Annotated in this window: 10 protein-coding genes; 2 read left to right on the forward strand and 8 right to left on the reverse strand. The window is 46.6% G+C overall.

Annotated features, from left to right (window positions below; genetic code table 11):
• Positions 1 to 46: 46 nt before the first annotated feature.
• A complete protein-coding gene (locus V1501_RS14435; RefSeq protein WP_409289173.1) occupies positions 47 to 2,107 on the reverse strand; it encodes a sigma 54-interacting transcriptional regulator in 2,061 nt (686 codons plus the stop codon).
• 155 nt (positions 2,108 to 2,262) lie between these two features.
• Between V1501_RS14435 and V1501_RS14440 the strand changes: the two genes are divergently transcribed.
• A complete protein-coding gene (locus V1501_RS14440; protein WP_409289174.1) occupies positions 2,263 to 2,517 on the forward strand; it encodes a DUF2627 domain-containing protein in 255 nt (84 codons plus the stop codon).
• A gap of 44 nt (positions 2,518 to 2,561) precedes the next feature.
• Here V1501_RS14440 and V1501_RS14445 read toward each other — a convergent pair whose 3' ends face one another.
• The 3 genes from V1501_RS14445 to spoIVB form a co-directional block, all read right to left on the reverse strand.
• The gene (locus tag V1501_RS14445) at positions 2,562 to 3,302 is read right to left on the reverse strand and encodes a glycerophosphodiester phosphodiesterase (RefSeq protein WP_409289175.1); all 741 of its coding nucleotides are present in this window, start codon (positions 3,300 to 3,302) and stop codon (positions 2,562 to 2,564) included.
• Positions 3,303 to 3,441: 139 nt separating this feature from the next.
• The gene (gene spo0A / locus V1501_RS14450) at positions 3,442 to 4,233 is read right to left on the reverse strand and encodes a sporulation transcription factor Spo0A (RefSeq protein ID WP_409289176.1); all 792 of its coding nucleotides are present in this window, start codon (positions 4,231 to 4,233) and stop codon (positions 3,442 to 3,444) included.
• 231 nt (positions 4,234 to 4,464) lie between these two features.
• Positions 4,465 to 5,760, reverse strand: a complete 1,296-nt coding sequence (gene spoIVB / locus V1501_RS14455) for a SpoIVB peptidase (RefSeq protein WP_409289178.1) — start codon at positions 5,758 to 5,760, stop codon at positions 4,465 to 4,467.
• A gap of 444 nt (positions 5,761 to 6,204) precedes the next feature.
• On the opposite strand from spoIVB, the gene V1501_RS14460 reads away from it, so the two are divergent.
• Positions 6,205 to 6,996 carry a spore coat protein gene (locus V1501_RS14460; RefSeq protein ID WP_409289179.1) on the forward strand — a complete coding sequence of 264 codons (792 nt, stop codon included), beginning with the start codon at positions 6,205 to 6,207 and terminating at the stop codon, positions 6,994 to 6,996.
• A 162-nt stretch (positions 6,997 to 7,158) separates the two neighbouring features.
• On the opposite strand, the gene recN is transcribed toward V1501_RS14460, so the two are convergent.
• The 4 genes from recN to dxs all read right to left on the reverse strand — a co-directional run bounded on the left by recN (position 7,159) and on the right by dxs (position 12,313).
• Entirely contained in the window at positions 7,159 to 8,865 is a 1,707-nt protein-coding gene (gene recN / locus V1501_RS14465; RefSeq protein WP_409289181.1) for a DNA repair protein RecN, read from the reverse strand.
• Between the two features lie 18 nt (positions 8,866 to 8,883).
• Complete coding sequence (gene ahrC / locus V1501_RS14470; protein WP_409289183.1) at positions 8,884 to 9,333, reverse strand: transcriptional regulator AhrC/ArgR; 450 nt, start codon at positions 9,331 to 9,333, stop codon at positions 8,884 to 8,886.
• Between the two features lie 238 nt (positions 9,334 to 9,571).
• The gene (locus V1501_RS14475) at positions 9,572 to 10,417 is read right to left on the reverse strand and encodes a TlyA family RNA methyltransferase (RefSeq protein WP_409289184.1); all 846 of its coding nucleotides are present in this window, start codon (positions 10,415 to 10,417) and stop codon (positions 9,572 to 9,574) included.
• 3 nt (positions 10,418 to 10,420) lie between these two features.
• Positions 10,421 to 12,313 carry a 1-deoxy-D-xylulose-5-phosphate synthase gene (gene dxs / locus V1501_RS14480; protein ID WP_409289185.1) on the reverse strand — a complete coding sequence of 631 codons (1,893 nt, stop codon included), beginning with the start codon at positions 12,311 to 12,313 and terminating at the stop codon, positions 10,421 to 10,423.
• Positions 12,314 to 12,330 lie beyond the last annotated feature (17 nt).

Below are 12,330 nucleotides of genomic sequence, written 5' to 3' on the forward strand. Positions count from 1 at the left end.
GGGGTTACTTTAGGAAAATCATGCAATAAATTGCACATCATGCAAATTATTGCATGCTGTTTGTTTCAATCCCGAATTTCTCCAGCTTATAATATAAACTTCTAATAGACAATCCGAGTGACTTTGCCGCAGCTGTTTTATTGCCCGAGTGATTTTTAAGGGCTTCCTTAATGATCTCCCCTTCATATATATCCAGCTGTTCAGACAGCTTCCGGCCTGGTGCGCGGGAGGCAGGAGTTTCGGCACGCTGAAGCTGTCCGTCAAGACCAGGGATAAAGACATTTTCCAGCACCGTCTCCTGCAGCCCCATAAAGATGATGGATCTTCCAAGGATGTTCTCAAGCTCGCGGACGTTGCCCGGCCAGCTGTATTTCCGAAGCACTGACAGGGCATGGCTGGAAATGCCTTCAATATTCCGGCCGTACTCCTGGTTCAGCTTCTGGATCAAATATCTGCTCAGCGGTTCGATATCTTCCTTCCTGTCCCGCAGTGGTGAGATATGGATAGGCATCCGGTTCAGACGAAAATACAAGTCCTCACGGAACTCCCCGGTGGTTATGGCTTTTTCGAGATTCACATTGGTCGCAGCAATGATGCGGACATTGATTGGTATCGCCTTTGTTCCGCCTACTTTCATGATTTCCCTTTCTTGAAGGACCCGCAGCAGCTTGGCCTGAGTACTTGCCGAAATTTCTCCGATTTCATCCAGGAAGATGCTGCCGTTATTCGCTTCCTCAAACAAGCCCCTTTTCCCGCCCCTTTTAGCCCCTGAAAAAGCCCCTTCTTCGTATCCGAACAATTCACTTTCAAGAAGAGTTTCAGAAAGAGCCGCACAATTAACCCTGACAAATTTGTTGTATTTCCTGTCGCTTGCGTTATGTATGGCATGGGCAAACAATTCCTTCCCAGTACCGGATTCCCCGCGCAGAAGGATTGTCGCGGGTGTGCTGGCAGCGAGGCGTGCCTGCCCAATAGCAATTTCCATCTCTTCTGATTTTCCGATGATATCTTCAAATGAATACTTAGCCTCCAGGGTGCGGATGATCTGCCTTGCCCGGTCGAGCTCCCTGGTCAGATTCTGGATTTCAGACATGTCATGAATAACTCCTACACTGCCCTTAAGCCTCCCATCTACTATGATGGGAGCCACATTTACGACCACTTCCTTTTTATTGGGGCCTACCCGCATTTTTGCCCCTCTCACCGACCTTCTGGTCTGGAGCACTTTCATATGCATGCTTTCTCCTTCATGGATATCGGCTTCGGCCGGGAGACCGATGACTTCCTCTTCCTTAAGGCCGGTAATGCGGGTATAAGCCGGGTTGATCATAATTCCACGGCCTTCCTCATCCACAACTGAAATGGCCTCATCGCTCGAGTGGATGATAGCCTGGAGCATCACCTGGATAGATTTGAGGTTTGTTATTTCTTCAGCGAGCCCGACTACCTCTGTTATATCCTTGAACACAGCAAAGGCACCGATGCTTTCCCCATTTTCATTGATCAGGGGCATCCGTGTGGTTATGATCTTGGTGCCATTCTGCAGCAGCTGCTCTTTATTCGCTTCTATCCTGCGCGAATCCAGTACCTTTGGCAGGCGGCTTGTCGGAATGACTTCCAAAACATTTTTCCCTAGCGCGTCATTCGGCGATACTCCGGTCATTCTTTCCGCACTCCTATTGAAAAGAATGATGCGGCTCCATTTATCTATCACAAGCATCCCATCATCGGTGGAATCAAAAATCATATTATATTTATGGGCCTGCTCCTGAAGCTTTGTGATCAGGCTTTCTTTTTCAAGGAACACCTTCGTCATGATTTGTGCTACTGTCCCAGGGACCAGCACGGTTTCCCGGGATTTATACTGCCGGATGCCCTCCAATACTTCTTCGTCCCCGGTCACTTCAAATACAATGTCCAAAGATTCCGAAAAAAAATCCCGCCAATCGCTGCTCACCGGAACTCCATGCCTTTTGGCAAGACTGATTCCCTGTGCCCCCGGATTGATGTCAGCCACCCCGGCGACGATTAAGGAATCAATATCCAGCAGGATTTTCAGGATGGCTGTCCCGCCATTTCCAGCACCTACAATCAGTACCTTTTGCATCTGTTGCTTCACTCCTGAATAGCTTGCAATTTTTTTCATGATATTTACGCAAGTTCTTTCACAGTATAAATTGTAAACGAATCCGCAGCACCTTGACAAATTTTATATATAACTTATGATTTGAGGTATGACAACAATTAGGAAGGGAAGCCCTCATGAAGAGACTTATCGCAGTATTAATCCTGTTCATCCCCGGCGCTCTGGCCGTTTATGGAATAAAGTTGATGCGCGACATGCTTTTTGCCATCCAGCAGCCTCCTTTCCCAGCACTCTGGCTCCAATTTGTGGCAGGCCTTATCTTTTGCGCAGGCGGAATCGCCTTTGTAGCCGGCTTTGTCCTTCACCGTGACAGAAAACGCAATAAAGTGCAGGACCGGTTTAAGATGGGAAGCGGGCACAAAGGCAGCTGATATAAAAAATCCCCGGCATACTCGCTAAAGCGGCCGGGGATTTTTTATCGGGTTCTGCCTCTTATTTTTTCTCTTAGTACGGCAGCTGCTTTCGGAAAGTCCGTGATGATGGCACTGCAGTGCAAGCGGAACAGCTCTTCCATCTGGGCTTCTTTGTTAACTGTATAGGGGCGGACGGCAATACCGGCTGCCATGGAGTCACGGATTATGGAAGCATTGACTGTTTTAATGCTTGGGTGAATTCCCCTGCCCCCGATTGCCTTCGCATACACCCAGGGCATATACAATCCATTGCTGTAAAGCGGTGCGACCTCTATCTCAGGGGCCAGCATATGAGAGTGGACAATGCTGTAATGATTGAAGGATGAAAGGATGATGCGTTCTTCAAGTCCATACCGCCTGATCATTTCAATGACTTTTTCTTCCATGCCCGGATACAGGAAAACTCCATTTTTCAGCTCTATATTGCAAATCAGGTTTGTAACCCTGAACCAATCGAAAAATTCGGCAAGAGACGGGACATCTGTTTTCCCATATGCCGATTGAAAGCTGTGGCTTGCGTTCAGTTTCTTAATTTCAGACAGGGTCATATTCCTGACATAGCCTCTGCCATCTGTCGTGCGGTCTACCTTTTCATCATGGATAATCACCGGATGCCCGTCCTTCGTCAGCTGTACATCAAGTTCAATTCCTTCTGCCCCGCTGCCCAAAGCTTCTGTGAATGAAATCATCGTGTTCTCCGGATGAGTGCCTGCAGATCCCCTATGTGCAAAAATCTGTGTCATGCTTCCCCTCCTCCTTCAATTGTTTCCTATTACCCAATATACCGTAAATACCTCATTTTATGTCCGCTGAAGCTGCCCGTTTTTACCCATACAAAAAGCACCCATGCATGGGTGCTTACCTATCAAGATCCTAACCCTTTCAGGAAGCCTTATGCTCGAGGCGGAGCTTATCGGCTACCATAGCGATGAATTCCGAATTTGTCGGCTTAGCTTTTGTCATGCTCACCGTATATCCAAAAAGCGAAGAGATGGAATCAATGTTCCCCCTGCTCCACGCCACTTCGATTGCATGCCTGATAGCCCGTTCTACGCGGCTTGCGGTAGTATTGTACTTTTTGGCGATATCAGGATAAAGGACCTTCGTGATAGACCCGAGAAGTTCTATATCATTATAGACCATGGAAATCGCTTCACGGAGATACAGATATCCTTTAATGTGCGCAGGGACTCCAATTTCATGGATGATGCTTGTAATGCTGGCGTCCAGATTCCTTGGCTTTGATTCGTGATGGGATTTATACGAAAAAGATGAAGGCTTTTTCAGCAGGCTATTGCTTTTTCCGCTGATCTGCCTGATATTATTTGACAGGTTTTCCATATCAAAAGGCTTGAGTATGAAGTAGGAAGCTCCAAGGTCCACCGCTTTTTTGGTCACATCTTCCTGCCCAAAAGCTGTCAGCATGATTACATTCGGATGGGAATCCATTTTGATCTCCCTGATTTTCTCAAGCACGCCCAGGCCATCGAGATGGGGCATAATGATATCTAGAACAAGCACATCCGGCTCTACCTGGCTCAGCATCTGGAGGCAGTCCTGGCCATTATGCGCTACACCTATTACTTCCATATCTTCCTGAGACGAAATATATTCTTCAAGGAGACCAACCAATTCCCTGTTATCATCCACAATACACACTTTAATTTTTTTCAACCTGGATTTCCTCCTCTAGACCTCTTATTGTCTATTTTCTATTCTAAATTAAGTTTTCGACAATGCAACTCAAAATCCTTTTTAATTTTAAAAAAAGAGAAAAAATAACGATTTATCTCTATATTGCTCCTGATTTCTCATGATTTCGACCAATTTCGATTAAATTACGGGCTTTTGTCGATTTTTCTTTAATTAAAAGAAGCAGGCCTGCAATGCAGCCTGCTTTCTGTGTTAACTCGCCTTGGAGGCCGAGTGTTTCTTATTATAAATATTGATGCCCGCTTCATGCAGCATCCATTCAATATGGACTCCATATCCGCTGGTCGGATCATTCACAAATACATGAGTCACTGCGCCAATCAGCTTTCCATTCTGGATAATGGGACTTCCGCTCATCCCCTGCACAATTCCTCCGGTTTTATCCAGCAGTTCCGGATCAGTCACCTTCAGGACCATCCCCTTTGTTGCAGGAAATTTTTGCGGAATACTGCTGACGATTTCTATATTATATTTCTCGACTTTATCGCCATCCACAACCGTCAGTATCTGTGCTGGACCTTCCTTTACTTCATGAGATAACGTAATCGGAAGTGCCCGGTCGATGATGTTATTATTCACCTGGGAGTAAAGTTTGCCAAAAATCCCAAAAGAGCTGTTCTTATTGATGTCCCCGATGATTTTATGATCGGAGGAAAATCTGGCCAGCTTTTCCCCGGGATCACCATGGCTTCCTTTTTCAATGGAGGTGACCGTGGATCTTACAATCTGCCCATCCTTAACGACAATCGGCCTCTTGGTATCCATATCCGAAATTACATGGCCTAGGGCTCCGTACTTTTTTGAATTGGGATCATAAAAGGTCATTGTGCCGATGCCCGCTGCAGAATCCCTGATATAAAGACCGAGTTTATATACTTCTTCCGACTGATCCTTCAGCGGCATTAATTCTGTTTTGAACCTCTTGTTTTCATTTTCACGGAATATGCTTAGCTTTAGAGGTTTATGCTGTTCGCCGGCTTCTTTTACAAATGGGGCAACGTCCTCCATTTTACGGATGTTTTTCCCATTAATCGCGGTGATAATATCCCCTACACGCACACCTGCTTTTTCTCCCGGTGACTTTTTTCCCGAGGAAGTTGAAACTAAATGATGGCCGACTACCAAAACGCCAAGGGTATTAAGCTTCACTCCGATTGACTGGCCGCCGGGTATCACCTTGAAATCCTTTAGAACCTCTATATCGACTTTCTTGACCGGAAGGCCGGCAAAATCCAGGAGAAGTTCATTTGTTCCCGGCTTATCAGCGCCGAGAGTCAAAGAATTTTTGCTGTCCTGTATATTCACATTGCTATTTGAAATAGAGGCAGAAACCGAAAGAGCTTTTGGTATTTTATAGTCCTGTCCCTGAAATAAAACAATTTTTTCAGGAATTGCTAAATAATTTTTCAATGTTTGGTTAAAACCAAGTAGTAAAAGTGATACAAGGAGAAGGCCGCCAATAATTCTTTTTATCCAAGCTGATTTCAATCCATTCACTCTCCTCGCTTCTAGTCCACACTCACTTTTATCGCTACAATGTTAGATTAGCCCTTCCAGCGGCCATTTATAACCGGGAGCAAAAATAAAAGCTATCCGTTTATGGATAGTATTTGAAATATGACCAAGCGGCTCAATTCATTTGTATGATGTTATGGTTTATATGAAAAGGGACATTCCTTGTTAGAGGGACGAATAAGTAAAAATAGAATAAAGGGTATGAATGAACCCATGGATAGTCACTGCAATATCAACACAACCTGCAACGGATGGACATCATTAGAATCGTAAAAAAAGGCTGACTCTGCCTTGCTGGAACAGAAAGGATGCCCAATAATGGGAAATCGTTAACAAAGCTTCGGCTGTTTTTCCTTACATGATAGGCCTAGGCAAAGGAAATAATATTCCTTGTAAGTAAATTGAAGGAGTGATTCTATGCCATTCGGAGCACATGAAACAATGGAAGTACATGAATGTTTAATGGAAAAAGTAAATATGCTTAATCAATTTAATTTTTACTTGAAGCAAGCAAAAAATCCTCAATTAGTAGATATGATTATACGGCATCAGCAGGAAGAAATCCGTTCATACAATGAGGTGCTTGCATATACCCATGATTATAATAGGTTCAACCCGATCTCCCCTAATACAAATATAAGAGGAATTGAACCCCAGCAGATAAATTATGGTGTTCAAAACCCTCCGCCGCTGCAGCCAGAATCTTCAATAAATCAGCTGGGTGACAAGGAAGTGGCAATTGGCATGCTGCTGTGCCATAAAAATGCTGCAAAAAATTCTATGTGGGCCACTCTGGAAACAGCAGATCCCAACCTGAGAAAGCTGCTCTTAAATTGTGCAGCAACCTGTGCAAACCAGGCTTATGAAGTCTTTTTATTCATGAATCAGAATGGGATGTACCAGGTGCCAGAGATGAATAGCGAGACAGCTAAAACTTTCCTTCACAGCTATGTGCCTACTGGAAAAGAATTGGAAAGTACCTATTTTGGGCGCCAGGGTCAAAACCATGCATTTTCTGGACAGTCTAAAGGACAAGGAGCATATGGCCCCACTGGAAGCAATCAAGATTTTAATGTGAACTCTTCGCAAAGCGTGCTGTATGGCGGCAACCAGGAAACAGGACGCCAGCAGTACCCGCATACAGGAAATCAGGGCTTTACAGGAAGTCAGGGAGCTGCACCATACGGCAGCCAGCCTTACGGCAGATAATGGACTAAACTATGAATCCACCCGGTAATCCGGGTGGATTTTGTTTTGATCCGCTTCATTGAACATACGCCGAAAAAAAAAAGCCTTGAAAAGCAATGTTTATCAATGCTTTAAAGGCTTTTTCACTTGCTAAACCGCAGTTGCATTAAAAAGAATTTAGTGTCAGGCGCTTTTAATCTGGTTTGCCAGGTGCAGCAGTTCTTTTGCATGTTCTTTGGTCAGCTCTGTTATTTCAACGCCAGAGATCATCCGGCCGATTTCTCTAATTTTTTCTTCCTGAGTAAGAGGAGCCACTTTTGTCTTGGTGCGGCCGCTCTTCGTCTGCTTCGAGATGAACAGATGGGTATCAGCCATTGCGGCTACCTGGGGCAGGTGGGAAATGCACAGCACTTGAGAGCCGACGGAAACCCGATAGATTTTCTCAGCCATCGACTGTGCAACCCGGCCGCTGACGCCTGTATCAACTTCGTCAAAGATGATGGATGTAATGCCCTGATGCTCTGAGAATATGTTCTTAAGTGCCAGGATGATCCTGGACAGCTCTCCGCCTGATGCTATTTTGGCGAGCGGCTTCAACGGCTCGCCGGGATTTGTGGATATGTAGAATTCCACAATATCCAGCCCGCTTCTCTGAATCTTATCAGCTCCATCCTGCTCCGCCGCTTTCTGATGGAAATGGACTTCAAAGACTGTTTTCTCCATATATAAGTCCTTCAGTTCCTTATGAATCTGATCAGTCAGCTTTTTGGCATATTTCTGGCGCAGCTGGGAGAGGTTACTGGCTTCAACCAGGAGGTCCTTGCGGATGGAAGACAGCTCTTTCTCAATTTTTGCGATATGTGTCTCACGATTTTGAATCGTTTCAATTTCTTCCTCTATCGCTGCGGCATATTCAAGGATGTCTTCGACCGTCCTGCCATACTTTCGTTTCAGGCCGTTGATTTCATTCAGCCTGCCCTCAATGAAGTCCAGGCGTTCCGGATCGTATTCCAGTGAATCCAGCTGATTGCGGATCGAAGAAACAATGTCCTCCAATATATAGAAGCTGTTTGCTGCATTTTCCTGAATCCCAGTATAATCCTCATCCAATGACGCAGCTTCTTCAAGCTGGCTGACTGCCTGTCCGATCCAGTCAAGGCCCCTCTGCTCCCCGCCTAGTGAATGATAGGCAGACTGAAGGGCTTCGTGGATCCTCTCAAAGTTGGATATTTTCTGCTTTTCCTCTGTAAGCTCCTCATCCTCTTTAATCTTGAGCCCTGCCTTATTGATCTCATCGAACTGAAATTGAATCAGATCCAGCCTGTGGGCCATTTGCTGTTCGTCTTGATTCAGGCTTTTAAGCTGTCTGGCACTGGCTTCGTATCTTTTATACAATTCCTGATATTCCAGGAGTGCAGCCCTGATCTCAGCTCCTCCAAAAAAGTCAAGGAGAGGCAGGTGGTGATCCGGGTCCATAAGCTCCTGGCTTTCGTGCTGGCTGTGTATGTCGATGAGCGTGCTGCCTATTTCCCTTAAAATAGCAATGGTCACAAGTTTGCCATTTACCCGGCAGACACTTTTTCCTGAACTTGATATATCCCTGCGAAGAACAACCATGCCATCGCTGATATCAACCCCGAATTGGGCTGCTTTAGCATGAATCGGATGATTTTCGTCATCAATCTGAAACAGCCCCTCAAGCTCAGCCTTCGTTTCACCGTGCCTGACAAATTCAGAAGAGCCTCTCCCTCCTACAAGGAGACTGATGGCATCTATGATGATGGACTTACCGGCACCAGTCTCCCCGGTCAAAACAGTCAAGCCCTTTTCGAAAGAAACAGAAAGGGCTTCAATTATTGCAAAGTTTTTAATCGACAATTCCGCTAGCAATTTCTGCACCTCACTTTGTTAGAGCATGTCCAAAAATCGATTTTTGATGATTTCTGTATCTTCAGGTGTCCTGCAGATAATCAGGCAGGTATCATCGCCGCAGATTGTGCCCATGATTTCCTCCCAATCCAGGTTATCCATCAAGGCACCAATAGCCTGGGCATTTCCGGGCAGTGTCTTCATGACAAGCAGATGGCTTGCCGAATCGATGCGTACAAAAGCATCCATCAGATTCCGTTTCAGCTTCTGCAGCGGATTGAATCGCTGGTCGGCTGGAAGGCTGTATTTATAGCGCCCATCCATGAGCGGTACCTTAACCAGGTGGAGCTCCTTAATATCGCGTGAAACGGTCGCCTGTGTTACATTATAGCCGCCTGCTTTCAGTTCATCGACAAGGTCATCCTGGGTCTCAATATCATTATTTGCTATGATTTCTCTTATTTTAATATGCCGCTGCCCTTTGTTCATGCAGTATGAGCACCCCTCAAATAATACTTATATACCTGTTATGTTAGCGTTTTTACCCAAAAAGCACAACTTTCTATGTATATTTATAAACAGCCGAACTTTTCCCAATTAAAAAGCCGGCACATTAGCGGGAACTCCCCATACCGACAGGACGCCCGCATTTTGCCTCACTTAAACTTCAGAGCCAATATACAGTGCCCGGGCGAAACAGCAGTATTCCCGCTTAAAGCCAGCTTTATCATAAATCCTTGTTTTCTTTTTGTTCCTTGAAGGTGTTATGTGCGCTGAGGACGACCTCATCAAGAGAAAGGCCTGTTTTCATTTCCCCCTGCTCCTTAGGTCCATCCCAGTACAAATGAAGCAAAAATTCTATATTCCCGTCTCCGCCGGTGATCGGCGAGAAGGATGCCCCTTTGACATCATAACCCTGTGCCAGGGCAAAACCGGAAATCTTCTGCAGCACCTCTTTATGGACTTTGCTGTCCCTGACAATCCCCTTTTTTCCCACCTGGTCCCTGCCGGCTTCAAATTGAGGCTTCACAAGGGCTGCTATATCGCTTCCCGGCAGCAGCAGGGTTTTCAGTACCGGAAGTATCAAGGTAAGAGATATAAAGGATACGTCAATCGATGCAAAATTGGGCGCATCCCCTGTAAGGTCCCCAGGAGTGACGTACCTGAAATTGGTGCGCTCCATAACAATGACCCTTGGATCCTGCCGAAGCTTCCAGGCCAGCTGGTTGTATCCTACATCGAGAGCGTAGGACAGCCTGGCTCCGTTCTGCAGTGCACAATCAGTAAATCCACCGGTTGAGGAGCCGATATCAAGGAGCACTTTGTCCTTTATATCCAGGCCAAATACCTGCAGAGCCTTTTCAAGCTTCAGCCCTCCGCGCGATACATAGGGCATCACTTTTCCCTTCAGCGTGAGAGGGGCATCAGCCGGAATCTTTTCGCCGGGCTTATCCAGCCTTTGTTCATTTGAATATACAAGTCCTGCCATGATGGACCTTTTTGCTTTTTCCCTGGTTTCCGCCAGCCCTCTTTCCACCAGCAGAACATCCAGTCGTTCTTTTCTTATTTTCATGCATTAAGCCCTTTTTTGTTTTTTTAGTGAAATGGATTTTATCCTTTTAACTGCTTCTTCCGCTGTAAAATGAATTTCCTCAAGAAGGCTGTCTACATCGCCATGCTCGATGAATTGATCAGGAATTCCCATACGGTCAATCACTGCCGAGTGATAGCCCCGTTCCTGTGCGAGTTCGAGCACCGCGCTGCCGAAACCTCCCTGGAGAACAGCCTCTTCTATAGTTAAAATCGGCATTTCGTCCCTGAATAGCTGAATGAGCATATCCTCGTCCAGAGGTTTAATGAATCGGGCATTCACCACTCTCACTGAGTAGCCCTGCCCCTCTAGAGTGCCGGCTGCTTTCAGAGCCATTCCAATCGTGGTTCCGAACGTCAGGATGCAGGCATCTGTTCCATCCTTCAGGACCTCCCAGGTTCCGATAGGGATTGGCATTAATTCTTGATCCATTGGCACGCCAAGCCCATTACCCCTTGCATACCTCATCGCAATCGGGCCGTCATCATAAGTAAGTGCAGTAAATACCATGTGCTGGCCTTCATTTTCATCCTTCGGCATCATGAGGACCATATTTGGCATATGGCGCAGGAACGCTATATCGAAAACTCCCTGGTGGGTTTCGCCATCAGCGCCAACAAGCCCTGCCCTGTCGATGCCGATAAAAACGTTCAGGTTCTGCCTGCAAATATCGTGAAGCATCTGATCGTACGCCCTCTGAAGGAAGGTAGAATAGATTGCCAGGAACGGTTTCATGTTCTGCGAGGCAAGCCCTGCCGCGACAGTTGCGGCATGCTGCTCGGCGATGCCCACATCAAACATGCGGTCCGGGAATTCGCCGGCAAAGCCTTCAAGCTTTGATCCAACCGGCATCGCCGGGGTGATGGCGACAATCCTTTCATCACCGCGTGCCATACGCCTCACTGTTTCACTGACAAGCGAGCTCCAGGAAGGAGCAGCAGAAGAAGGCTTGACGAATGCCCCGGTGTCCATCTTATATGGTCCTGTCCCATGCCAGGTGCCGATCCGGTCGCTTTCGGCCGGGTGATAGCCCTTCCCTTTTTTCGTGATAACATGCAGGAGCACCGGACCGCTTGTTTTCTTGGCATACCGCAGCTGATCGATCAGGCATTCATAATCATGTCCATCAACAGGTCCCAGGTATGTAAAGCCCAGCTCTTCAAAGAACATTCCGGAAACAAGCAGGTATTTCACAGTATCCTTGATGCGCTCCGCTGTGGCAGCAAGCTTCCCGCCAACTGCCGGGATTTTTTTCAGCAGCATTTCGAGTTCATCCTTGGCCCAGTTATACTTGCCTGCTGTACGAAGCCGGCCCAGGACATTATGGAGGGCTCCTACATTGGGTGCAATGGACATTTCATTGTCGTTCAGGATGACAATCATGTCCTTCTTCTCCGAGCCAATGTGATTGAGTGCTTCAAGCGCCATGCCGCCTGTGAGGGCACCATCGCCAATCACTGGGAGGATATAGCTTTTTTCCTTTTTCAGGTCGCGCGCAATCGCCATTCCCATCGCCGCAGAGAGAGAGGTGGAGCTATGGCCTGTCTCCCAGACATCGTGGCTGCTCTCTGACCTCTTCGGGAAGCCGCAGAGGCCTTTATGCTTGCGCAGTGTATCAAATTCGCAGGCACGCCCTGTGAGAATCTTATGGACATAGGACTGGTGCCCCACATCCCAGATGATTTTATCATCAGGGCTGTTGAACTCACGGTGCAGGGCAATCGTCAATTCGACCACCCCTAGGTTAGGGCCGATATGCCCGCCTGTCACAGAGAGCTTTTCAATTAAAAAATCCCGTATTTCCTGGCTTAAGTCCTCCAGCCCGCTGATATCCATATCCTTAAGGAATGAAGGGTCCTTTATTGACAGAAGATCCAAATTGGATCACTCACTTT

This window comes from Paraperibacillus esterisolvens (assembly GCF_046237625.1).
Classification (GTDB): Bacteria; Bacillota; Bacilli; order Bacillales; family DSM-1321; genus Paraperibacillus; species Paraperibacillus esterisolvens.

Excerpts from the sequence above, each read along its gene's own strand:
- V1501_RS14435 (WP_409289173.1), bottom strand. The coding sequence starts at position 2,107 with ATGCAAAAGGTACTGATTGTAGGTGCTGGAAATGGCGGGACAGCCATC.
- V1501_RS14440 (WP_409289174.1), top strand. The coding sequence starts at position 2,263 with ATGAAGAGACTTATCGCAGTATTAATCCTGTTCATCCCCGGCGCTCTG.
- V1501_RS14445 (WP_409289175.1), bottom strand. The coding sequence starts at position 3,302 with ATGACACAGATTTTTGCACATAGGGGATCTGCAGGCACTCATCCGGAG.
- V1501_RS14460 (WP_409289179.1), top strand. The coding sequence starts at position 6,205 with ATGCCATTCGGAGCACATGAAACAATGGAAGTACATGAATGTTTAATG.
- ahrC (WP_409289183.1), bottom strand. The coding sequence starts at position 9,333 with ATGAACAAAGGGCAGCGGCATATTAAAATAAGAGAAATCATAGCAAAT.
- V1501_RS14475 (WP_409289184.1), bottom strand. The coding sequence starts at position 10,417 with ATGAAAATAAGAAAAGAACGACTGGATGTTCTGCTGGTGGAAAGAGGG.